The following is a 22,234-nucleotide window of genomic DNA, read 5'->3' on the forward strand; positions in this document are numbered from 1 at the left end:
TGCTTAGATAACATCTTGTTCTAAGTACAACATATCTCCTTCTGTAATTGTACATTTCCCGTTTGTTAATTCAATCATCCAATCTGTAAATGCTTGTTTGCCGTCTTCTTCTACATACGTATCAAATGTGACATTTTCTAGATAATGTATATCTTTAATGGCATATTTTGAATTGCGTAATTCATTTTCCACTTTGCCAAGTAATGTGTAATCAATCTCGGTTTGCATCACACGCATTAGTTTTCGCTGGACAACACCGACATGATTAATGCCTTCGCTTGTACACTTTCCATATGCACGAATTAATCCACCTGCGCCAAGTTTAATGCCACCAAAATAGCGTGTTACGACAACAACGGTATCTTTTAGTCCACGTTTTTTAAGTACCTCTAGCATTGGTACGCCAGCTGTACCGCTAGGCTCGCCGTCATCATTTGCTTTTTGAATATGATCTTGTTCGCCAATTAAATAAGCGGAACAATTATGTGTTGCATTCCAATGTTGTTTTTTTATTTTTTGTATAAATTCTTGAGCCTCTTCCTCAGTCGTTGCTCGGCTAATATAACAAATAAATCTTGATTTTTGAATGACGATTTCGTGTTCGCCGTAGTCTTTGATTGTAAAATATTGTAATAGCACTTGTGTACGCCCCTATCTATCAAAATGACTAGTACTTTCCATTTTAAAAGCGAGCCTTTTTATATTCAAACATTTTTTCTAAATATGCTGAAGTTTTTGGTGAGTATTTTATCTTTTTGTTGTAATTTGTCGAGATGGTAGGTATAATTTCAACCGGCATTTTCATGTATGGATGCACCATTTGTAGTTTTCGTGTAAAATTAGGAAATAAAACTTTTTATAAGGCAGGTACGAAAATGAAAATAGCTATTGTTACTGATAGTACGGCATATATACCGAAGCAAATTCGTGATGAACTCAATATATATATGATTCCATTAAACGTTGTGTTTGGAACAGAATCTTATCAAGAAGAAGCTGAAATTTCAGCAGATGATTTTTATGTGAAAGTACGTGAACAAGAGGAACTTCCAAAAACTTCTCAACCAGCAATCGGAAAGTTTGTTGAGCTATATGAAGAACTAGCTAAAGATTATGATGCAGTTATTAGTATTCACCTATCAAGTGGAATTAGTGGTACATATCAAACATCAACGACAGCTGGACAGATGGTAGAGGGTATTGATGTATACACGTATGACTCTGAAATTAGTTGTGAAGTACAAGGATTTTATGTGCGTGAAGGTGCAAAGTTAGCAAGTGAAGGAAAGAACCCGAAAGAGATTATCGCTCGTTTTGATGAAATGAAGAAAACGATGGACGCCTATTTTGTAGTTGATGATTTACATCATTTACAGCGTGGTGGTCGATTGAATAGCGCGCAAGCTTTCATCGGCAGTCTGTTACAAGTGAAGCCAGTTTTATATTTTAGAGATAAAATCATTATTCCGTTTGAAAAGATTCGTACACGTAAAAAAGCATTAAAACGTATCATTGAAATTTTTGATGAGCAAGCAAGTAAAGGTGTACCTATGGAAGCAGTTATCATTCATGCGCAACGTGAAGAAGAAGCGAATGAATGGAAGAAAGAATTAGAAGCAAAATATCCTCACGTCACAATTCGTACAGGTTATTTTGGAGCTGTAATTGGTACGCACTTAGGTGAAGGGGCATTAGGTCTTGGATGGTATACGAAGTAATAAAGATATAAAAGCTCTCTTTTTAAGAGGGTTTTTTTACGGGTATGTTACGTTTAGTTGACAAGTTAATATTTGGAAATGGTAAAATGTACGTAAAATAAAATAATGAGGAAAGTTTTATAACTTACTTTTTACAAGAAACTATATTATAATAGAAGAGAGGTGAAACATATGGAGCATAATTCTTGTTTATGTCCAAAGTTTGAGTCAGCTTTTACTCTGCTTAGTAAGAAGTGGACTGGCTTAATTATTAAATCTTTGCTTGAAGAGTCGAAACGTTTTAGAGAAATCGCAGATATTATCCCAAATATGAGCGATCGTATGTTGTCAGAGCGTTTGAAGGAATTGGAAAGCGAGGGCATTGTAGTTCGTAATGTCTATCCAGAAGTACCAGTTCGAATCGAGTATGGCTTAACTGACAAGGGAAAAGCGTTAGAAAGTGTTATGGATGAGGTCCAAAATTGGGCTGAGAAATGGATGAAGTAGCATTTCATCTGTATTCGTATATTTAATAAAACGTAAGGAATTCCTTACGTTTTTTCTTTGTTTATAGAAGTGAGAAAAGTATATAAATTTCTACACATACATACAAAAATATACGCATTTTGCGCTAGAGCTACATATAATATTACATTTGTTTTACAAAAACGTAACATTAGCAAAAAAAATCCCGAATTATGGTATAAATTTTATAGGTTATATACGGAAAAAGAAAAAAGAAAGCGGTGTAAAAAATAAAATGAAAAAGCTAAAAATGGCATCTTGTGCATTAGTTGCAGGATTAATGTTTTCTGGGCTAACACCAAATGTATTTGCAGAAGATAAAATTTCTGATGTGAAATCACAAATTAACACGCAAAATGACACTTTACATAAACAACAACAAGAACGTGATGAATTACAAAAACAAATGAATGACTTAAACAAAACAATTCAAGGTTTAGATAAATCTGTTCAAGAGAATGCTGCAAAGCTTGATGAAACAATGAAAAAAGTTGCTGATACTGAGCAATTAATTGAAAAGAAAAATAAAGATATTGCAGAATTACAAACAAAGATTGCAAAACGTGAAGAGTTATTAAGAAAGCGTTTAGTTGCACTTCAAGAACAACCAAATACGAACGTTGTAACAGAAGTTCTTGTAAACTCTAAAAACGTTGCAGATTTAGTTGATCGTTTAACTTCTGTTTCTAAAATTCTTGAGTCTGATGAAGATATCATGAAAACACAACAAGAAGACCAAGCTAGTGTGAAAAAAGATGTTGCAACGGTAAAAGAAAAACAAAAAGAATTAAAAGAAGCACAAGCTCAAATTGAAACTGCTAAGAAAGAACTTGACGCTGAAAAAGAGAAAAAAGCAACAGCGGTAAACGATTTAAGCGGTAAAATGGATACAGTTGTAACTTCAATGACAAGTACGGAAGGTCAATTGAAAGAGCTTGAGAAACAAGCATTACAATTACAACGCATTGCCGAAGAAGAAGCACAAGCAAAAGCTGCACAAGAAGCTGCTGCTCAAAAACAAGCAGAGCAAGCTGCTAAAGCTGCGCAAGCTCAACCAGCACAAGCACCTGCAGAGCAAGCTGCACCAGCAAACAATGGTGGACAAGCTCAAAAAGAAGAGCCTAAAAAAGAAGAACCTAAAAAGGAAGAGCCTAAAAAAGAGGCACCTAAAGCAGAAAAGAAAACACCAGAGCAAAACCCAGCACCAACTCCACCGGATACTGGCGTAATTGGTAAAGCTAAGCAATATTTAGGTAAGCCATATGTTTGGGGAAGTGCATCTCCATCAAACGGTGGTTTTGACTGTAGTGGATTCATTTCTTACATCTTTGGTGTAGGTCGTCAAGACGTTAGGGGTTACTGGAACTCAGTTTCTAAAGTAGATAGCCCACAACCAGGAGACTTAGTATTCTTCCAAGGTACTTATAAAGCAGGTCCATCTCACATCGGTATTTACGTTGGTAATGGCCAAATGATCCATGCTAGTGATAAAGGAATTGCGTACGGTGATATTAACAGTTCGTATAACAAAAAACATTTCTTAGGATACGGTCGATTCTAGGATTTATAAAAGAATAAAACATGTGTATAAAGTCGATAGCTTACTATTTTATAAGTAGGTTATCGGCTTTTTTAAGTTTTTACGAGATGATGAGAAAGGTTTATAGTAGTGCTGGAGGTGATTGTTGATGCTATCGGGGAAACAGTTGCTATTAGAAGAACTTTCTTCAGATTTACAGAGGGAATTAAACGATTTGAAAAAGAAGGGAGAGATCGTATGTGTACAAGGTGTAAAAAAGAAGAATTCTAAATATATGTGCCAACGCTGTGGAAATGTAGATCGGCGGCTATTTGCATCGTTTTTATGTAAAAGGTGCAGTAAAGTGTGCACATATTGCCGGAAGTGTATAACGATGGGGAGAGTAAGTGAATGTGCTGTACTTGTTCGCGGGATTGCTGAAAGAAAGAGAGAAAAGAATTCAAATTTGTTACAGTGGAACGGGACGTTGTCTACTGGCCAGAATTTGGCGGCGCAAGGAGTTATAGAGGCTATTAAGCAAAAAGAATCATTTTTTATTTGGGCTGTATGCGGGGCTGGGAAAACAGAGATGTTGTTTTACGGAATTAACGAAGCGCTTCAAAAAGGAGAAAGAGTTTGTATCGCAACGCCGAGAACGGATGTTGTTCTGGAATTAGCACCGAGATTGCAAGAAGTATTTCCATATATACAGGTAGCGGCTTTATATGGAGGGAGTGTGGATAAAGAAAAAGATGCAGTACTAGTCGTTGCGACTACGCATCAATTATTACGTTATTATAGGGCGTTTCATGTCATGGTTGTAGATGAGATAGATGCTTTTCCATATTGTGCAGATCAAATGTTACAGTACGCGGTAAAACAAGCGATGAAAGAAAAAGCGGCGCGTATTTATTTAACTGCGACTCCAGATGAAACATGGAAGCGAAAACTTAAACAAGGTAAACAAAAAGGTGTTATTGTTTCTGGACGATATCATCGTCATCCTTTGCCAGTTCCTTTATTTTGTTGGTGCGGGAATTGGAAAAAAAACCTCATTCATAAAAGAATTCCTCGAGTTTTACTACAGTGGTTACAAACATACTTAAATAAAAAATTCCCTATTTTTTTATTCGTCCCCCATGTGCGATATATAGAAGAAATAAGCTTGTTGTTAAAACAATTAAACAATCGAATTGAAGGTGTACATGCAGAAGATCCGGAGAGAAAAGAAAAAGTAGCGGCTTTCAGAAAGGGAGAAATCCCATTATTAGTTACAACGACAATTTTAGAGCGAGGCGTAACGGTGAAAAATTTGCAAGTCGCAGTTTTAGGGGCGGAAGAAGAAATATTTTCAGAAAGTGCGCTCGTACAAATTGCGGGCCGAGCAGGGCGGAGCTTTGAAGCACCGTATGGAGAGGTCATTTATTTTCACTATGGCAAGACAGAGGCGATGGTGCGCGCGAAAAAACATATTCAAGGTATGAATAAAAATGCGAAAGAACAAGGATTGATCGATTAATGCATTGTTTACTTTGTGATGAGTGTTTTGTAGAAAAGATTAGTTGGTACACTTTTTTTGTAAAGTGTCATAGAAAATATATATGTGATAGATGTGAGCAGAAACTTTCCTATATTATAGGAGAAATTTGCATGGAGTGCGGGCGACCTTTAGAATTTGTTCCTGCCTCATTTCAAGAAGACGGTATTTGTATAGATTGTATAAGGTGGACGAAAGAGGAGAAGTATCGTTCTTTTAAAAACCGTTCGTTATATATGTATGATGATGAGATGAAAGAAATAGTAGCACAGTTTAAGTTTCGGGGGGATGCAGAGTTAGTGCACATTTTTTATCGTCCTTTTCGAAGTTTATTTCAAAAGTATTTTGCCAATGTTTCAACCGTTATCGCTGTTCCGCTTAGTAAGGAAAGGGAAATTGAACGTGGTTTTAATCAAGCTGAGTTATTAGCAACTTGTTTGCCTGTCAAAATTTCTTATCCATCATTAAGAAGAAGGGAAACAGAAAAGCAAAGTAAGAAGACACGTAAAGAAAGGGTGTCAGGAAGCAATCCTTTTTATTTTCAGGGAGAAGAGATGTTTTCTGGGCAACATATTTTACTCGTTGATGACGTGTATACGACAGGGATTACAGTTAGGCAAATCGGAAGTTTGTTATATGAAAGAGGGGCAAGGGAAGTATCTAGTTTGACACTTTGTAGAAGTTAATATGGAAGTGTCGAAAGGGATAATAAAAAGGCGATAAGTCTTCTTTGACTTCATATGTTGTCATTCGTTATAGTCAAAATATGGGGCGAATGCCCTGATTTTTAGAGTGAAGGGAATGGAATGAACATGCAAGGAAGAGTGAAATGGTTCAATGCAGAAAAGGGATTTGGGTTTATTGAGCGTGAAGATGGTGACGATGTATTTGTCCATTTTTCTGCTATTCAACAAGATGGATATAAGTCATTAGAAGAAGGGCAACAAGTAGAGTTTGACATTGTAGATGGAGCACGTGGACCACAAGCAGCTAATGTTGTGAAACTGTAGGGTATATTGTTTTTGGAAGAGAAAGCTGCATTTGTGGCAACGTTATATATAGTAGAACCTCTTGTTTTTCGCAAGGGGTTTTTGTTATAGGATAAGTTGTCAAAAAGTTGTTTCTTTTCTGTAACGAATTGTCCACAGAAATATTCGTTATTCACGATGTTAATAGGATAAAATAAAGATAGAAACGATGCATCTTTTCATTTCAACAAAAAACGATAAAAAAATCGCAATTCCACTAATTTTTTTAAAAAAGTTAGAAGGAGTTTTTAAGCCAATGTCGAAATTATAATACATAGGCTTGAAAGGAGGAATTCATCTATGAAATTCAACATTCGTGGTGAAAATATTGAAGTAACTCCAGCATTAAAGGAATATGTAGAGAAAAAACTAAGTAAGTTAGAGCGTTATTTTGATACATTCCCAGAGATTAAAGTTAATTTAAAAGTATACTCTGACAAGCAACGTGTCGAAGTAACAATACCATTTACTGATTTATTACTTCGTGCAGAAGAAACTAATAGCGATATGTACGCTGCTATCGATTTAGTAGTTGATAAAATTGAGCGACAAATTCGTAAACATAAAACAAAAGTCAATCGTAAGTTACGTGAGAAAGGTTCTATGAAAACGAACTTTATCCTTCCAGAAGCAGTAGCTGTTTTGGATGAGGTAGAAGAAGATGAATTAGAACTTGTACGTACAAAACGATTCGATTTAAAACCGATGGACGTTGAAGAGGCAATCCTACAAATGGATATGCTAGGACATAATTTCTTCGTCTTCACAAATGCTGATACAAACGAAACTAATGTTGTATATGGCCGTAAAGATGGGAAATACGGTTTAATCGAAACTAAATAATAATTCGAAAGCGCAGCCGAAATGGCTGCGCTTTTTTTGTATTTTTCGCAGCAAGGTTAAAAAAGTTTTATAAGTAGCCGATTTCATTAAGAAGTGATTTTTAGGCGGTATTTCCTCAAAACAGCAGGAGAAAATTCGAAACTTAGAGAGGTGAGTTACTCTTTATTATTTGGAACAAGCATAGGAATGTAGCTACCTTTACAAGTAATTCTTTGCTAGGGATATAGTATTGTTTTTAAAAATTTAACGAAATGTTCGCAAGTGTAAAAGTAATGTTAAATATTCTGAAATCCATTGAAGGTGTGTTGAGGTGTTGTTACCATAATATTGTATTATATTGATTTTATTCATTCAGTGGAAAAATACAATCAATATAATGCTACAAATTATCGGAGGTGCTTTTAGTGAGCATTAAGAAAAAAAGTCGTTTTATGTTTGGATCTGTTTTATCGTTAGGTATTTTAGCTAGTACTTTCGCTTTAACCGAACCGGCTAAGGCTAGTACAAGGGATGACCATGTGAATTTTACCTTTAGACTTTGGAGTCCATATGATTATACTAATGCACGTCCTAAAGAGACGCCTACCTCTATGTATATGCGTGTGAAGAGCAGTGAGAAGGGCGGAGGTTCTTTCAATGTTTGGACAGAAGCAGATAAAAATAAAAATGCAGAAGATAGAAAATGGGTAAATGTTTCAGGTAAGCATGAAGGAACAGTGATACCAGGTAGAACATATCTTTTTCAAAATTATGCATATGAAAACCATGGGAAAAATGTGCCTGTGAGATTTGGTGGTTATTCTAGAGAAAATAATGCTTATCCTACTGCTTGGAGTCCTGATAGTGTAAGACCTAGTGGACCTTACATTGAATATTGATTTAGAAATTATAAATTGAAATTATTTATTTTATAGTGCTAGAAAAAGTCGTATAGTTTCAAATCCGGATTATACGACTTTTCCTGTTATTTCATTTTTAAAATAGGAGGAGCTGTAATGAGGTTTATTTCAAAATATATTTTAGTTTGTTTTTTTATATTGAGTATTAGTTTCTTAGTTTCTTGTCAAAAGAAAGTAGATGAACCTATTGTACATATTGAAGATACTTTAACGGAAAAAGATAATTTGAAAAGTATTGAATTAAAAGGAATTAACAAAAATACTATTTTTGAACAAGTGTTTTTGGAAAGTGAAAATGGTGATGATTTCTTTCAAGGACAAATAGAAAAAAATGATAGTTTAATAGAGGATAAGCTTTCAAATAAAAAATTGAAATTAGGAGTTATACCAGAAAATTATTATGTTTTTTTGACGGGTGTTACGAATAAGAAAAAACCAAAGTATCTCTTGGGACGGATTGAACAAACTGATGGAGAAGTAATTCAGTGGAAACAAGAAGTTAAGAGTGTAAAAAGAAAAGGCACAAATGATGTTTATCAGTATGAAGTTGAGTTTCCTAAATTTGAAGGAGAGAGAGCAAATGTTTCTTTTCGTTACATTTGGTTAAATAAAGAAAAGAAATGTTATGGTGTTGCGGATCAATTGTTCATATTAAAAAAGATTTAAATTTAATGGTTTATGGAGGAGCTATAGATGAGTTACTTTTTAGGAAGGATTTTAAAAGGTAGGATGTTTTGGTTGTCTTTATTTATTATGTTAGTAATTGTTATTGCTCAATATATTGCTATGTTTGTGACAACTAAAGGATTTAACGATGCTGGGATTATAAAGGTATCCCCATATTTATCTAATATTTTATATTTTAATAGATTATCGTTTTATAGTGAGTTTTATTTACTTATATTTCCTATGCTTTCCGCAATGGCTGTAGCAGGGATTTATAGAATTGATAAAAATTATGGATTTATTTATCCTGTTATTTCTAAGATGGGAACATGTTATTATTTTAAGCTGCTTTATTTTATTAATTTTATTGTATCTTTTTTTATTATAAGTGTCCCTTTACTATTTAATTTTTATTTATATGTGATGACTTATCCAACAGTTGCTCCGCATCCAATATTAAATTATATGGCTTCTACTGTTTCGCCAACAGCTCAATTTCATATAGTTTATTATAAGTACCCTACTTTATATTTTCTAATGTATGTATTTTTAAATGGTTTATACGGTGCGGTTTTTTCGAGTTTAGCTTTATCAGTTTCGTTTTTTATAAAACGAGTTTATTTTATTTATTTAGTTCCATTTATTTTACATATTTTTTGGCTTGGTATTGGAAAAGGGATTCTCAATCCTAAAGATTATTTAATTAAAGATTTTGGCTTTTTTGAATTACAAATTTTTCTTAGTGTACTGTTATGTATTTGGTTTTGTTCTGTAGTTCTTTATTTACGGGGGAGTAGGAAGCATGTTCTTTTATAATGTTATGAAAGAAACTATAAGGATGAAATATGTTTGGTTAAGTATTCTCTTTTTACTTAATGTCAGTATCATTGGTTGTTTGTTCAATTATTTTGAAACCGGAATTATAAAAGAGCAAATGAACGAATTGGAAGCTTTGTATAAGGTTATGTCGTTGTATAATTTGTCGACTATATTTATTCCTTTAACAATTGTTTTTTCTGTATATTCTATGTCGAACTTTTTTAGTATTTATGTTGTTTACAGAGTGAATAATGCATTGAAATTAGTTTCTATATATTATTTAAAATTATTCGTTTTTGTTTACTTTTTTGCTGGGAGTATGATTTTACAGTTGTTTTTGATGTCAACTATGATGGCTGTAACTAGTGTTGATGTAAATTATCCATTATTATTTTGCATTCAATTATTTGCGAGTGTTTTTATATGTATGATAAGTGCTTTATTGCAATTATTTTTACCTAGTTTACTTGTAATAATATGTATGATTACTGCTGTTTTATTAGATAGATTTATATTACATGGATTTTTATTTACAAATGCTTTTTATATAAATGTCTTTGAAGATGCTACTGGTTTATTTATACGCTTATTTGGCTGTTTTTTTATCTTTTTTATAAGTGTATGGATTTTATCTAAAAAAAGTTATATTTCTATGAATGATGAGACAGAGGTGGTCTAGTTTACATTATGATCTTATATTATTTGTTAAAAAGAGATTTATATGTAAGGTTTCGAGATTCCATCAAGATAATGGTTTTTTTATTCTTAATTTACGCTATTATTGCAATTGCTTTTTTATACAATCAGCCTCTTAGTAATGGTAAAGAATCTGTATTAGTAGATGTTACCTTTTATCGATTTTTTCATGGAGTAGACTTTGTGGATTTATCTTATTTTTATAAGGAGGGGCGATTTTCTATCCCTTTTTATTGGATATTCTTTCAAATCACTCCTTTGTTGCTTGTAGGGAATTTTGCTTTTTCAGATATTCAACAGAATGGTGTTTATTTATTTCCTCGTGTTAAGAAGAAGCATTTTCTGTGGTTAACGAAAATATTATCTTTGTTTTTTTATATAATTATTATTTGGATTGGTATGTATTTTATTTGGTTTAGCGCTTACTATTTGCTTTCTTTAGGCGAGTATAATTTTTTGAATTTATATAGTCAATTTCCTTATAAGATATTAGGTACTATGCTAATTCAAATAATTATAAGCTTTTTATTAGCTTTGATTTTTGAGTTTTTAACTTTTTATATACCGATAACTATTGTTTTTGTACTAATGTTGTTGTACCTATTTTTGTCTATTTTCTTTCATAGTATTTATTTTTTAGGCTCTTTTGTTATGCCAAATCGTTGGTATTTTGTTGATCACAGTTCAATTCAATTGACTTTAGGTAATAATCAATCTATTCAATATAATGATTTACTTTTAATAGGAGTAGTAATTGTTGTTGTAATGATTTTATTAGGTAGTTTTTGTTTTAAAAAACTAGATGTGATAGGTGAATAATTTATGGACAATTATATTAAATGTGAATGTATGACGAAAAGATTAAAAGGAAATATTGTGTTAGATAATATTAGTTTGTCAGTAAAAAAAGGCGAATTTTTAGTTTTGAAGGGGCATAATGGCTCTGGTAAAACGATGATTTTACGCGCTATATCAGGGTTAATGCGCTTGAATTCTGGAGTTGTTTATATAGATAATGAAATAATTGGAAAACAAAAGCAATTTCCTGATTCTATGGGAATATTGATTGAATATCCAAGTTTTATTCCAGGGTATACTGGTTTTCAGAATTTGAAATTTTTATCATCGATTAACAATAAAATCTCCGATGAGGAGATTTATAATATTATTCAAAGGGTTGGACTTGATAAAACAGATAAGAGAAAGTATAAAAGATACTCTTTAGGTATGAAACAACGTTTAGGGATAGCGCAAGCTTTAATGGAACAACCAAAATTACTGTTATTAGACGAGCCAACTAATGCTTTAGATAGTGATGGGATAAAAGATGTTTTAGATATTTTGAAAGTAGAAAAAGCCAAGGGAACGACTATTGTTGTAGCCAGTCATGATGTGCATGTTCTAGATAATGAAATGGTAGATCGTATTGTACATGTTAATAATGGAAAGTTGGTAGATTAAGAGTGACGAGAAAACATATCTTAATAAGTATTGGATTATGTCTGTTGCTATGTATATTTGCTAGTTTATTAAGATTTAAAACATTAAATCTTAATAATGAATCTTATAAAGTGGTAAAAGATGAGTTTTTATCTAATAGAACTTTTGAAGATGGGCAAGGAGTTACGTTTCATGCACTCAATCCTCTTGATCCTACAAAAGTTTATGATCCCTATGAAGACCGTGAAGTAGTGACGTATGTTTTACCTTTAGATATTACAAATACAACAAATCGAGATATTAACTTGCTTAGTAATAAGTCTATTTCCGATACAATGTTTTATTCTAAAATAGGTGAGTTTTATAATTTAATCCCTTATTCAATGGAATTACCTAAAAAATATCAGTTTGATCCTGTAATACCTGCTGGTAAAACAGTACGAGGGTATATAGGGACAAATTATTTTATAGGAGATGACCCTTATAAAAATTATAAAAACTTTTCAAATGAATCAACTAAAGTGAAATTCATTTCTTGTATAAAGGATAAGAAAGGGAAATATCATGAATTAGAAATACCGATAAATTAATAAAATTTATGATTGATACAGCTATATTTTAATGGTGTTTGTAGATCTTGCAACATAACAATATCTTTTAAAGTCGGAGTTTTTTTGTAGGTGTAAGTATCTATGGATGCTGCACCTGCAAAGTTTCCGGCTTTTTGTAATTGTTGATTTAGATTTTATTAAGGAATTTCTGGTAGTCATATTCTTTAAAAGGAAACTTTAAAGAATATGACTTAGATTGAATACGAAATTTGTAACGTGAAATTGAAATAGCGAGACAGAGAAAAGGAACGTAACAAATGAAATAAAAACTTTTTTTGAATATAAGGCCCGACATCTTGCCGATTGTTGTCATAGTTATAAGACAAGTGTTACAATTATCATTAGGTATATACATTTTAGTTTTTTTAATTAGGAGAAAAATTGGCATAACATACATTTGATTTTTATAACGACTGATTGTAATAGAGAAAAAGAAAAACAATCGGAAGTTTTATTTTAATAAAAAGAGGAGCGTATTTCCTATGATCGGTATTTTAAAAAAGGTGTTTGATGTAAATCAACGCCAAATTAAACGTATGCAGAAAACAGTTGAGCAAATTGATGCATTAGAGTCATCTATTAAGCCACTAACTGATGAACAATTAAAAGGAAAGACGCTTGAATTTAAAGAACGTCTAACAAAAGGTGAAACAGTAGATGATCTACTACCTGAAGCTTTCGCGGTTGTTCGCGAAGCGGCAACTCGTGTTCTTGGAATGCGTCCATATGGCGTACAGTTAATGGGTGGTATTGCCTTACATGAAGGGAATATTTCTGAGATGAAAACGGGTGAAGGTAAAACGTTAACATCTACATTACCTGTATATTTAAATGCTTTAACAGGAAAAGGTGTTCATGTTGTTACAGTCAATGAATATTTAGCACAACGTGATGCGAGCGAAATGGGACAACTTCATGAGTTCCTTGGCTTAACGGTAGGAATTAACTTAAATAGTATGTCACGCGAAGAGAAACAAGAGGCTTATGCTGCTGATATTACGTATAGCACAAATAATGAGCTTGGATTCGATTACTTACGTGATAACATGGTTTTATATAAAGAGCAGTGCGTTCAACGTCCACTTCACTTTGCTATTATCGATGAAGTCGATTCTATTTTAGTCGATGAAGCACGTACGCCGCTTATTATTTCAGGACAAGCTCAAAAATCAACAGAGCTATACATGTTTGCAAATGCATTTGTTCGTACGTTAGAAAATGAAAAAGATTATTCATTTGATGTGAAAACGAAAAATGTAATGCTAACAGAAGATGGTATTACGAAAGCAGAGAAAGCTTTCCATATTGAAAACTTATTCGATTTAAAACATGTAGCACTTCTTCACCATATTAATCAGGGACTTCGTGCACACGTTGTTATGCACCGTGATACAGATTATGTTGTACAAGAAGGCGAAATCGTAATTGTAGACCAATTCACTGGTCGTCTTATGAAAGGTCGTCGTTATAGCGAAGGATTACACCAAGCGATTGAAGCAAAAGAAGGTGTAGAAATTCAAAATGAAAGCATGACGCTTGCAACAATTACATTCCAGAACTACTTCCGTATGTATGAAAAATTATCTGGTATGACTGGTACAGCGAAAACAGAGGAAGAGGAATTCCGTAACATTTACAATATGAACGTTATTGTAATTCCGACCAACAAACCGATTATTCGTGATGATCGTGCCGATTTAATCTTTAAATCAATGGAAGGTAAGTTCAATGCTGTTGTTGAGGATATTGTAAATCGTCATAAAAAAGGACAACCTGTTCTTGTAGGTACAGTTGCAATTGAAACTTCAGAGCTTATTTCAAAAATGTTAACGCGTAAAGGTGTACGTCATAACATCTTAAATGCGAAAAACCATGCTCGTGAAGCAGATATCATTGCAGAGGCTGGTATGAAAGGTGCTGTAACAATCGCGACGAACATGGCAGGTCGTGGTACAGATATTAAGCTTGGAGACGATGTGAAAAACGTTGGTTTAGCAGTTATCGGTACAGAGCGTCACGAAAGTCGTCGTATTGATAATCAGTTACGTGGTCGTGCTGGTCGTCAAGGGGACCCTGGTGTTACGCAGTTCTACTTATCGATGGAAGATGAATTAATGCGCCGATTTGGTTCAGATAATATGAAAGCAATGATGGACCGCCTTGGTATGGATGATTCTCAGCCGATTGAAAGTAAAATGGTTTCTCGTGCGGTAGAATCTGCACAAAAACGTGTTGAAGGAAATAACTATGATGCACGTAAGCAGTTACTGCAATATGATGATGTACTTCGTCAACAACGTGAAGTTATTTACAAACAGCGTCAAGAGGTAATGGAGTCTGACAACTTACGCGGCATTATTGAAGGTATGATGAAATCTACAGTAGAACGTGCTGTTGCCCTTCATACACAAGAGGAAATTGAAGAAGATTGGAACATTAAAGGTCTTGTTGACTACTTAAATACAAACCTTCTTCAAGACGGAGATGTAAAAGAAGAAGAATTACGTCGCCTTGCTCCTGAGGAAATGAGCGAACCGATTATCGCGAAATTAATAGAGCGATACAATGAAAAAGAAAAGCTTATGCCAGAAGAGCAAATGCGTGAGTTTGAGAAGGTTGTTGTATTCCGCGTTGTAGATACGAAATGGACAGAGCATATTGATGCGATGGATCACCTTCGTGAAGGTATTCATTTACGTGCTTACGGTCAAATCGATCCACTTCGTGAGTACCAAATGGAAGGATTCGCGATGTTCGAGTCAATGGTTGCCTCTATTGAAGAGGAAATTTCTCGTTACATTATGAAAGCTGAAATTGAACAAAACTTAGAACGTCAAGAAGTTGTTCAAGGTGAAGCTGTTCATCCTTCTAGCGATGGCGAAGAAGCAAAGAAAAAGCCAGTTGTAAAAGGTGACCAAGTGGGCCGCAACGATTTATGTAAATGTGGTAGCGGTAAAAAATATAAAAACTGCTGTGGTATCGTTCAGTAATATAGGACGGTAGCTTTGGCTGTTTTGCAAACTTTTATATCAAAAATGTATAATTAAGAAGGATTAAACTCTCTCCGTAATAAGTGGAGAGAGTTTCCCTTGTTTTCATACGAAAGTAATAGCAATTACATAGAGGTGAAGGAAATGGAATTAGTAGAAATTAGACAGGAATTAGAGAAAATGGCTAAGCGATTAGCGGCTTTTAGGGGGTCTCTTTGACCTCCCTACTAAGGAGAAACAAATTGCAGAATTAGAAGAAAAAATGATGGGCGCAGGATTTTGGGATGACCAACAAGGCGCACAAGCTGTAATTAATGAAGCGAATGCGTTAAAAGATATGGTTGGAAAGTTCCGTCAGTTAGATGAGACGTTCGAAAATTTAGAAATCACGCATGAGCTTTTAAAAGAAGAGTATGATGAAGATTTACATGAGGAATTAGAATCAGAAGTAAAAGGCTTAATTCAAGAAATGAATGAGTATGAGCTTCAGTTACTATTAAGTGATCCTTATGATAAAAATAATGCGATTTTAGAATTACATCCAGGTGCAGGTGGAACTGAGTCACAAGACTGGGGTTCTATGTTATTACGTATGTACACACGCTGGGCTGAAAAACGCGGATTCAAAGTAGAAACGGTTGATTATTTACCAGGTGATGAAGCTGGTATTAAGAGTGTAACTTTATTAATTAAAGGTCATAACGCTTACGGTTACTTAAAAGCAGAGAAAGGTGTACATCGTCTTGTACGTATTTCACCATTCGATTCTTCAGGGCGCCGTCATACATCGTTCGTATCTTGTGAAGTTGTACCAGAGTTCAATGATGAAGTTGAAATCGAAGTACGTACAGAAGACTTAAAAATTGATACGTACCGAGCAAGTGGAGCTGGTGGGCAGCACGTAAATACGACAGATTCAGCAGTTCGTATTACACATACACCGACAAATACGGTTGTAACATGTCAGTCGGAGCGTTCTCAAATTAAAAACCGTGAGCATGCGATGAAAATGTTAAAAGCGAAATTATATCAAAAGAAACTAGAAGAGCAACAAGCAGAATTAGATGAAATTCGCGGAGAGCAAAAAGAAATCGGATGGGGTAGCCAAATCCGTTCTTACGTATTCCACCCGTATTCTCTTGTAAAAGACCATCGTACAAATACGGAGGTTGGTAACGTACAAGCTGTTATGGATGGAGAGATTGATCCATTTATTGATGCTTACTTACGTTCTCGTATCTAATAAGCGAAAAAAAGCCAACGAAATTGTTGGCGCATGCTGAGGACAATAGAGGATATAAAGAATTTGATTCTATTTTTATAGATGAAGTAAAGAGGAAGAGAAGTTGGAAACGACAACTTCTCTTTTTGATGGGATTATATGTAGATTACAATGCTGTATATTGTTTTGTAAAAAGTAGAGAATAGTAAAATAGAGCGGTAATAGGGTAAAGATTTATATAGAACTTTTCTAATTTTCCTTTTAAAAAGGATACTTTATAGAAGTTTTTTAAGTTGTTCACAGAATTGAAACAACTTATGAAAGCTTTATTTTATCAAGGTTCTCACTGTATTTTTGAGGAATATGAAATACACCTTAGTTTTTCTATATAAAGATAATGCTTATAATGAAAATGAGTGTGTTAGGAATAAAAAGAATATCAACAATGGGGAGCGATAGAAGTGAAAAAGAAATTGTTGGCTATTGCGCTAGGGACATCGGTTGTTTTTGCTTTAGGAGCATGCGGAAATAAAGAAGAGAGTAAGTCTTCGAAACAGTCTGCAAGCACAGACAGCGCAGAACAAATTTTCCAAAGAAGTTGTGCGGGATGTCACGCAACAGATTTATCAGGGGCAACTGGACCTGATTTAAGAAAAGTAGGCGGTAAGTACGACGCTGCAGATATCGAAGAGATTATTAAAAAAGGCCGTGGTTCAATGTCACCAGGACTTATTCAAGGTGAAGATGCGAAAAAAGTATCTGCATGGTTAGCTGAACATAAATAAAAAGGTGAAATGGGCGAGTTGATAATATAGTCAGCTCGTTTTCCTTTTTTCTGGTATGTAACATAACTGTAACAAAAATGTATCCAAATTGGAAACCGTTTGATGTTACAATGGGGTTTGTAGAATTTTGCTGAAATATATTACATAGAGTGGTATTGCTTATGAGAAAGCATAAGTAAACTACCTTCAACAAGGATGACTAAATGAAAATGAAGGATGTCTTTTATTTTCAGATGTACAGAAAAGTATTTCGAAAAAAATCATTAAGTATTGGGTGATAAATAATGATAAAAATGACGAATGTTTATAAGGAGTACCCGAATGGTATGAAAGCCATTGCTGGTCTTACAGTTAACATTAAACAAGGTGAATTCGTATACGTAGTTGGACCGAGTGGAGCCGGGAAATCTACATTTATTAAAATGATGTATCGTGAAGAGAAACCATCTACAGGATCTATTAATGTAAATGGACTTACTATCGAAACATTGGCAGAAAGAGACGTTCCGTATTTTCGTCGTCAATTAGGTGTAATTTTCCAAGATTTCAAATTGCTGCCTAAATTAACGGTATATGAGAATGTTTCGTTTGCTTTAGAAGTAATTGAAGAAGAACCGGATGCAATTCGTGAGCGTGTAACAGAAGTTCTAGGTCTTGTAGGCCTTGAAGATCGTGCAGACGCACTTCCAAGTGAGCTTTCAGGTGGGGAGCAACAACGTGTGGCTATTGCAAGAGCAATTGTAAATAGACCAAAGGTTGTAATTGCCGATGAGCCAACAGGTAACTTAGATATTGAAACAGCTCTTGATATTATGAATATTTTTACTCGCATTAATGAGCGCGGCACAACGATCGTTATGGCGACGCATAATGCAGATATCGTAAATACAATCCGTCATCGTGTAATCGCGATTGAAGGCGGAAAAATTGTTCGAGATGAGATTGAGGGAGGATACGGATATGAAGGCTAAGACCCTTAGTCGACATTTGCGAGAAGGTGTAAAGAATCTATCACGTAACGGATGGATGACATTTGCTTCTGTTAGTGCAGTAACAGTTACATTATTACTTGTAGGTGTCTTTTTAACAGCGATTATGAATATGAACCATTTTGCGACGAAAGTAGAGCAAGATGTAGAGATTCGTGTACACATTGATCCAGCTGCAAAAGAAGCGGATCAAAAGAAATTAGAAGAAGATATGAGTAAGATTGCAAAAGTAGATTCTATTAAATATTCTTCTAAAGAAGAAGAGTTAAAACGTTTAATTAAAAGCTTAGGTGATAGTGGAAAAACGTTTGAGTTATTTGAACAAGATAACCCACTTAAAAACGTATTCATTGTAAAAGCAAAAGAACCAACCGATACAGCGACAATCGCGAAGAAAGTTGAAAAAATGCAGTTTGTTAGTAATGTTCAGTACGGAAAAGGGCAAGTTGAACGATTATTTGATACTGTAAAAACTGGTCGTAACATTGGGATTGCGTTAATTGCTGGTCTTTTATTCACAGCGATGTTCTTAATCTCTAATACAATTAAAATTACAATTTATGCTCGTAGTACAGAAATTGAAATTATGAAACTTGTTGGTGCAACAAACTGGTTTATTCGTTGGCCATTCTTGCTAGAGGGATTATTCTTAGGAGTATTAGGATCAATTATTCCAATTGGCCTAATTCTAATTACGTATAATTCGTTGCAAGGTGTGTTTAACGAAAAACTTGGCGGAACAATTTTCGAGCTTCTACCATACAGTCCGTTCGTATTCCAATTAGCTGGTTTACTAGTGTTAATCGGTGCTTTAATCGGTATGTGGGGAAGTGTAATGTCAATTCGTCGCTTCTTAAAAGTATAAAAAGTTGCAAACATAATTCGTACAAGCTTATCATATAGTAGAAATAGGTAAAGGCATCACACACTGTGTGATGCCTTTTGCTACACCACCTGTGTGTTTTGGAAAGGGGAATTCCGCATTGAAACGTAGAGTTGCAATTATTGGAATGGTTGTTGCATTTTTAATTGGTGCTGGCGGAATGTTTGCAGGCATGTCTGTATTTGGGGTTAGCCCATCAGAAGTAACGCAAACAATTTCGAGTGGGAATGCTAGCACTGCGCAAGGGAATTTGGCAAAAATTAATGAGGCGTATGCACTAATTGATTCACGTTATGTGGAAGACGTGAAAGATGAAAAGTTAGTTGAAGGTGCAATACAAGGTATGTTGTCTACGCTGAAGGACCCTTATTCCACGTATATGGATAAAGAAACAGCCAAACAGTTTAGTGAATCGCTTGATCCCGAATTAGAGGGGATTGGGGCTGAGGTGAACAAGACGGACGGTAAGCTTATTATCGTATCGCCAATTAAAGGTTCACCAGCAGAAAAGATAGGAATTAAACCGAATGACCAAATTTTATCTGTAGATGGAAACAGTGTGAAAGACTTATCACGTGAAGAAGCAGTATTAAAAATTCGTGGTAAAAAGGGAACGACTGTCGCAATTGAAATTAAACGTGCGGGAGTAACTGATCCGATCGTATTTAAAATTAAGCGTGAAAAGATTCCAATCTTTACAGTATTTAGTTCTGTGAAGCAAGAGAGTGGAAAAGATATCGGTTATATGCAAATCACTTCTTTTGCTGAAAATACAGCGAAAGAATTTAAGGATCAGTTAAAAGAGTTAGAGAAGAAAAATATAAAAGGCTTAGTTATTGACGTGCGTGGTAATCCTGGTGGCTATTTAAATAGTGTAGAAGATATACTAGGGGAAATTATGACGAATAAAAAGCCGATGCTACAAGTAGAGCAGCGAAATGGTGAGAAGAAGAAATTCTCTACGGAACTGAAAGAGAGAAAACCATATCCAATTTCAGTATTAATTGATAATGGAAGTGCTTCTGCTTCAGAGATTTTAGCGGGTGCGCTAAAAGAAGGAGAAGGATACGATTTAATTGGTGAAAAGACATTTGGTAAAGGTACTGTCCAGCAAGCTGTTCCATTTAAAGACGGCAGCAACATTAAATTAACGATGTTTAAATGGTTAACACCGGATGGGAACTGGATTCATAAAAAAGGAATCGCGCCAACAGTAGAAGTGAAGCAACCAAATTATTATCATGCGACACCAATTCAAATTGAAAAAACACTTTCATACAATTCAAATGATGTACAAGTAAAACATGCTCAAGAAATGCTTAAGAGCTTAGGGTATGTACCAGGTCGTGAAGATGGATACTTTAGTAAAGAGACAGAATCGGCTCTGAAAGCATTCCAAAATGCAAATGAGATGGAAGCGACAGGACAGCTTGATAAAAAGACAGCTGAAGCGATTCAAACTAAAATTATCGAAAAAATTCGTTCTGGAGAAAATGATCTACAATTACAGTCAGCATTAAAATTAATGGCAAAATAAGAAGAAATACAGGCAGTTTGCTGCCTGTATTTTTTTGTGTTAAACAAACGTTTGTTTAGTTATGATAATATAAAAAGAAAGAATGATATAAATGGTGGTGAATGAGTTCATGGAGGCGTGGATTTTTGAAATAATGCGGGCAGTTGGACGTTTTTTCTTACACCCTGCTGTCTATATATTTGTAATAAGTAGTATCTTCGTTGGATACTTACGTATGTTAAGAGAACGAAAAGATTTTTCTTTTAAAGTTTATGATATTTGGTTTGAACTGCGAACCTCTCTATTTGCAGGGATTGGATACGGATTAGTAGTATCTATTGTTACGATTGGGCTTGGACTTGTTGTTTCTAAAGCGAGCTTATGGGCCATTTTAATTTGGACGTTACTATTTGGATTAACGGCTATGTATCGATATTTATCGGCGGCTTATACATTTAGCATTGCGATTGTATGTGTTCTATTATCTTCTAAGCTACCAGTTTCCTTTTTACAGCTTCGAGAAGGTGAAGAGAGTACCATTGTATCCCTTGTTATTTTACTAGGCGTTATGCTTATTGTAGAAGGCTTATTGATTTCTAAAAACGCAGTAGGATATTCGACGCCGAGGATTAGGAAGGGGAAGCGTGGATTAAAGATTGGTTTACACGAATCAAAGCGTTTATGGATCGTTCCTATTTTTATTCTTGTACCGGGTGATGCGGTAACGCAGTTTATTTCATGGTGGCCTGTCGTTTCAATCGGTTCAAATACATATTCTCTATTCCTCGTTCCATTTTTAATTGGATTTATGAGAAAGATTAAAAGTTATGAGCCGACGGAAGCTTTATTATTTACAGGAAGACGTGTTTATGGATTAGCAGGACTTGTGCTCATTTTAGGAATCGCAAGTTATTGGTGGCACGTACTTGCAATTATCGCGATGGGAGTCGCAATGCTTGGGCGTTTCACAATTTCGATGCAAGAGAAAATTGCCGATGAAACAAGACCAGCATATTTTGCTGCACGCAATGATGGGCTCGTTGTACTAGATACAATTCCAAATACAATTGGAGCAGAACTAAAATTACTGCCTGGAGAAATTATTACGAAAGTAAATGGAGTCATTCCAAAAAGCGCCGAGGAATTTTATGATGCGCTTCAAACGAAGACGACAGGAGCATTTTGTAAATTAGAAGTATTAGATACAAATGGTGAGCTTCGTCTTGCACAAACTGCATTATATGCTGGTGGGCATCACGAATTAGGTATTGTATTCGTTGAGCAGGAGCACGAGTGGGATTCGGAAGCGATGTAATAGAAGGAAAGGTATCACCTTGTGGTGATACCTTTTTTGTTTTTGGGGGGAGGATAGTTAGTAAATGAAATTTATATCGGCGATTATCCGAATATATCAGCGCAACTTGAAATATATCGGCGATTTTGCAAATATATCAGCGCAACTCGAAATATATCGGCGACTATTCGAATATATCGACTTTCCAGCAAAAAACGACAACTATCGCAAAGCTTATTTTCAGTTTCATAGACGGATAACTTGAATAATTATTT

At 34.5% G+C, this 22,234-nt stretch carries 22 protein-coding genes; 21 read left to right on the forward strand and 1 reads right to left on the reverse strand.

Annotation, left to right across the window (positions count from 1 at the left end; genetic code table 11):
- Nucleotides 1–3: 3 nt before the first annotated feature.
- Complete coding sequence (locus tag EBQ15_RS13135) at nucleotides 4–639, reverse strand: YigZ family protein (protein WP_000926665.1); 636 nt, start codon at nucleotides 637–639, stop codon at nucleotides 4–6.
- A gap of 236 nt (nucleotides 640–875) precedes the next feature.
- Between EBQ15_RS13135 and EBQ15_RS13140 the strand changes: the two genes are divergently transcribed.
- The 21 genes from EBQ15_RS13140 to EBQ15_RS13245 all read left to right on the forward strand — a co-directional run bounded on the left by EBQ15_RS13140 (nucleotide 876) and on the right by EBQ15_RS13245 (nucleotide 21,980).
- Nucleotides 876–1,718: a DegV family protein gene (locus tag EBQ15_RS13140; protein WP_000684725.1), complete on the forward strand. Its 843-nt coding sequence runs from the start codon at nucleotides 876–878 to the stop codon at nucleotides 1,716–1,718.
- Between the two features lie 171 nt (nucleotides 1,719–1,889).
- Nucleotides 1,890–2,204 carry a winged helix-turn-helix transcriptional regulator gene (locus EBQ15_RS13145; protein WP_000400857.1) on the forward strand — a complete coding sequence of 105 codons (315 nt, stop codon included), beginning with the start codon at nucleotides 1,890–1,892 and terminating at the stop codon, nucleotides 2,202–2,204.
- A 148-nt stretch (nucleotides 2,205–2,352) separates the two neighbouring features.
- Nucleotides 2,353–3,783, forward strand: a complete 1,431-nt coding sequence (locus EBQ15_RS13150; RefSeq protein WP_000499470.1) for a C40 family peptidase — start codon at nucleotides 2,353–2,355, stop codon at nucleotides 3,781–3,783.
- Nucleotides 3,784–3,910: 127 nt separating this feature from the next.
- Nucleotides 3,911–5,260, forward strand: coding sequence for an ATP-dependent helicase ComFA (comFA, locus tag EBQ15_RS13155; protein WP_033683588.1), 1,350 nt, complete (start codon nucleotides 3,911–3,913; stop codon nucleotides 5,258–5,260).
- Nucleotides 5,260–5,964 (forward strand): ComF family protein, encoded by a 705-nt coding sequence (locus EBQ15_RS13160; protein ID WP_033683590.1) that lies wholly within the window; start codon nucleotides 5,260–5,262, stop codon nucleotides 5,962–5,964. The genes comFA and EBQ15_RS13160 overlap by 1 nt, the downstream gene beginning before the upstream one ends.
- Before the next feature lie 126 nt (nucleotides 5,965–6,090).
- Nucleotides 6,091–6,288 (forward strand): cold shock protein CspC, encoded by a 198-nt coding sequence (gene cspC, locus EBQ15_RS13165; RefSeq protein ID WP_001990088.1) that lies wholly within the window; start codon nucleotides 6,091–6,093, stop codon nucleotides 6,286–6,288.
- Between the two features lie 318 nt (nucleotides 6,289–6,606).
- Nucleotides 6,607–7,149, forward strand: coding sequence for a ribosome hibernation-promoting factor, HPF/YfiA family (gene hpf / locus EBQ15_RS13170; protein ID WP_000671186.1), 543 nt, complete (start codon nucleotides 6,607–6,609; stop codon nucleotides 7,147–7,149).
- 404 nt (nucleotides 7,150–7,553) lie between these two features.
- Nucleotides 7,554–8,027, forward strand: a complete 474-nt coding sequence (locus EBQ15_RS13175; protein ID WP_000023377.1) for a hypothetical protein — start codon at nucleotides 7,554–7,556, stop codon at nucleotides 8,025–8,027.
- Nucleotides 8,028–8,144: 117 nt separating this feature from the next.
- Entirely contained in the window at nucleotides 8,145–8,714 is a 570-nt protein-coding gene (locus EBQ15_RS13180) for a hypothetical protein (RefSeq protein WP_001211056.1), read from the forward strand.
- A 27-nt stretch (nucleotides 8,715–8,741) separates the two neighbouring features.
- Nucleotides 8,742–9,530, forward strand: a complete 789-nt coding sequence (locus tag EBQ15_RS13185) for a hypothetical protein (protein ID WP_000120044.1) — start codon at nucleotides 8,742–8,744, stop codon at nucleotides 9,528–9,530.
- Nucleotides 9,517–10,212 (forward strand): hypothetical protein, encoded by a 696-nt coding sequence (locus EBQ15_RS13190; RefSeq protein WP_000466507.1) that lies wholly within the window; start codon nucleotides 9,517–9,519, stop codon nucleotides 10,210–10,212. Before EBQ15_RS13185 ends, EBQ15_RS13190 begins: the two co-directional genes overlap by 14 nt.
- A 71-nt stretch (nucleotides 10,213–10,283) precedes the next feature.
- Complete coding sequence (locus EBQ15_RS13195; protein WP_033667451.1) at nucleotides 10,284–11,048, forward strand: hypothetical protein; 765 nt, start codon at nucleotides 10,284–10,286, stop codon at nucleotides 11,046–11,048.
- Between the two features lie 3 nt (nucleotides 11,049–11,051).
- A complete protein-coding gene (locus EBQ15_RS13200) occupies nucleotides 11,052–11,690 on the forward strand; it encodes an ATP-binding cassette domain-containing protein (RefSeq protein ID WP_000371027.1) in 639 nt (212 codons plus the stop codon).
- A gap of 41 nt (nucleotides 11,691–11,731) precedes the next feature.
- Nucleotides 11,732–12,259 carry a hypothetical protein gene (locus EBQ15_RS13205; RefSeq protein WP_033668381.1) on the forward strand — a complete coding sequence of 176 codons (528 nt, stop codon included), beginning with the start codon at nucleotides 11,732–11,734 and terminating at the stop codon, nucleotides 12,257–12,259.
- A gap of 503 nt (nucleotides 12,260–12,762) precedes the next feature.
- Nucleotides 12,763–15,270: a preprotein translocase subunit SecA gene (gene secA / locus EBQ15_RS13210; protein WP_000579387.1), complete on the forward strand. Its 2,508-nt coding sequence runs from the start codon at nucleotides 12,763–12,765 to the stop codon at nucleotides 15,268–15,270.
- 144 nt (nucleotides 15,271–15,414) lie between these two features.
- Nucleotides 15,415–16,513 (forward strand): peptide chain release factor 2 gene (gene prfB / locus EBQ15_RS13215; RefSeq protein WP_096001716.1). Its coding sequence is split into 2 segments (ribosomal slippage): nucleotides 15,415–15,486 and nucleotides 15,488–16,513, totalling 1,098 coding nucleotides; the frame shifts between segments, so codons are not numbered across the junction.
- 440 nt (nucleotides 16,514–16,953) lie between these two features.
- A complete protein-coding gene (gene cccB, locus EBQ15_RS13220) occupies nucleotides 16,954–17,277 on the forward strand; it encodes a cytochrome c551 (RefSeq protein ID WP_000727970.1) in 324 nt (107 codons plus the stop codon).
- A 284-nt stretch (nucleotides 17,278–17,561) separates the two neighbouring features.
- Complete coding sequence (gene ftsE, locus EBQ15_RS13230; RefSeq protein WP_000594321.1) at nucleotides 17,562–18,248, forward strand: cell division ATP-binding protein FtsE; 687 nt, start codon at nucleotides 17,562–17,564, stop codon at nucleotides 18,246–18,248.
- Nucleotides 18,238–19,131 carry a permease-like cell division protein FtsX gene (ftsX, locus tag EBQ15_RS13235; RefSeq protein ID WP_000645025.1) on the forward strand — a complete coding sequence of 298 codons (894 nt, stop codon included), beginning with the start codon at nucleotides 18,238–18,240 and terminating at the stop codon, nucleotides 19,129–19,131. Before ftsE ends, ftsX begins: the two co-directional genes overlap by 11 nt.
- Nucleotides 19,132–19,249: 118 nt before the next feature.
- Nucleotides 19,250–20,686 carry a S41 family peptidase gene (locus tag EBQ15_RS13240; protein ID WP_000830317.1) on the forward strand — a complete coding sequence of 479 codons (1,437 nt, stop codon included), beginning with the start codon at nucleotides 19,250–19,252 and terminating at the stop codon, nucleotides 20,684–20,686.
- 109 nt (nucleotides 20,687–20,795) lie between these two features.
- The gene (locus tag EBQ15_RS13245) at nucleotides 20,796–21,980 is read left to right on the forward strand and encodes a PDZ domain-containing protein (RefSeq protein WP_000388614.1); all 1,185 of its coding nucleotides are present in this window, start codon (nucleotides 20,796–20,798) and stop codon (nucleotides 21,978–21,980) included.
- Nucleotides 21,981–22,234 lie beyond the last annotated feature (254 nt).

The organism is Bacillus sp. 2D03 (assembly GCF_003946765.1).
Taxonomy (GTDB): domain Bacteria; phylum Bacillota; class Bacilli; order Bacillales; family Bacillaceae_G; genus Bacillus_A; species Bacillus_A cereus.

Coding starts and splice junctions, on each gene's coding strand:
- secA (WP_000579387.1), top strand. CDS start 12,763: ATGATCGGTATTTTAAAAAAGGTGTTTGATGTAAATCAACGCCAAATT.
- EBQ15_RS13140 (WP_000684725.1), top strand. CDS start 876: ATGAAAATAGCTATTGTTACTGATAGTACGGCATATATACCGAAGCAA.
- EBQ15_RS13185 (WP_000120044.1), top strand. CDS start 8,742: ATGAGTTACTTTTTAGGAAGGATTTTAAAAGGTAGGATGTTTTGGTTG.
- EBQ15_RS13200 (WP_000371027.1), top strand. CDS start 11,052: ATGGACAATTATATTAAATGTGAATGTATGACGAAAAGATTAAAAGGA.
- EBQ15_RS13145 (WP_000400857.1), top strand. CDS start 1,890: ATGGAGCATAATTCTTGTTTATGTCCAAAGTTTGAGTCAGCTTTTACT.
- EBQ15_RS13180 (WP_001211056.1), top strand. CDS start 8,145: ATGAGGTTTATTTCAAAATATATTTTAGTTTGTTTTTTTATATTGAGT.
- hpf (WP_000671186.1), top strand. CDS start 6,607: ATGAAATTCAACATTCGTGGTGAAAATATTGAAGTAACTCCAGCATTA.
- ftsX (WP_000645025.1), top strand. CDS start 18,238: ATGAAGGCTAAGACCCTTAGTCGACATTTGCGAGAAGGTGTAAAGAAT.
- comFA (WP_033683588.1), top strand. CDS start 3,911: ATGCTATCGGGGAAACAGTTGCTATTAGAAGAACTTTCTTCAGATTTA.
- ftsE (WP_000594321.1), top strand. CDS start 17,562: ATGATAAAAATGACGAATGTTTATAAGGAGTACCCGAATGGTATGAAA.
- EBQ15_RS13245 (WP_000388614.1), top strand. CDS start 20,796: ATGGAGGCGTGGATTTTTGAAATAATGCGGGCAGTTGGACGTTTTTTC.
- cspC (WP_001990088.1), top strand. CDS start 6,091: ATGCAAGGAAGAGTGAAATGGTTCAATGCAGAAAAGGGATTTGGGTTT.
- EBQ15_RS13195 (WP_033667451.1), top strand. CDS start 10,284: ATGGTTTTTTTATTCTTAATTTACGCTATTATTGCAATTGCTTTTTTA.
- EBQ15_RS13190 (WP_000466507.1), top strand. CDS start 9,517: ATGTTCTTTTATAATGTTATGAAAGAAACTATAAGGATGAAATATGTT.
- EBQ15_RS13160 (WP_033683590.1), top strand. CDS start 5,260: ATGCATTGTTTACTTTGTGATGAGTGTTTTGTAGAAAAGATTAGTTGG.